Source organism: Bacillus sp. LR--39 (assembly GCF_053613335.1).
In genome coordinates, this window is sequence record NZ_JBSIOT010000973.1 from 1 (window position 1) to 674 (window position 674).

Here is a 674-nt window from a genome sequence, read left to right on the forward strand (position 1 = left end):
AAAGTATTTGTCGAAGTGTCTCCGGCTCCGGACATTTATACGACCGGAAAAGGCACCTTTATGAATGAAATGCTTGAAGCGATCCATGCGGAAAATGCTGCTTCCGCGCAGAAAGGCTGGGCCAAGATAACGGAAGAAGCGATCGTCAAGCTGAATCCCGATGCGATCGTGACGACAAACGGCGAATCCGCTGTCAGCGAAATTAAAAAACGGAGCGGCTGGAGCGGTGTCAAAGCCGTCAAAAATAATGAAGTATACGACGTGGACCCTGACCTCGTGACCCGTCCGGGGCCGCGATTGATCAAAGGGGTCGAAGAGCTTGCTGAACATATTTACCCTGACGTTTTTAAGAAATAACCGTTTTGCGGCATATGCCTTCAGCCTGCTGTTTTTGTCGGCATCCGTTCTTATGGGAATCTCTATCGGATCTTTGGAGATTCCCATTCCTTCTATTATGAAGGTTTTTTTGGAAGAATGGTTTGGCATTCAAGGGTTAAATCCCGATCCGACAGAGGCGAACATCATCATGAAAATCAGGCTCCCGAGGGTGGTTTTGGCCGCTCTTGTCGGCGCGGGTCTGGCTGCCGCGGGAGCCGGGTTTCAGGGGCTCTTGAAAAACCCGCTCGCGGATCCATATACGCTTGGCATTTCGTCTGGCGCGGCCGTCGGTGCCG

General features: G+C 51.6%; 2 protein-coding genes. Both read left to right on the forward strand.

Annotation, left to right across the window (positions count from 1 at the left end):
• Positions 1-357 (forward strand): ABC transporter substrate-binding protein (locus ACWHAR_RS27835; protein WP_452088537.1); only part of this gene is annotated, 357 nt, incomplete at its 5' end.
• The coding region (locus tag ACWHAR_RS27840) for an iron chelate uptake ABC transporter family permease subunit (protein WP_452088538.1) at positions 320-674 on the forward strand (355 nt) is incomplete at its 3' end. The genes ACWHAR_RS27835 and ACWHAR_RS27840, both read left to right, overlap by 38 nt.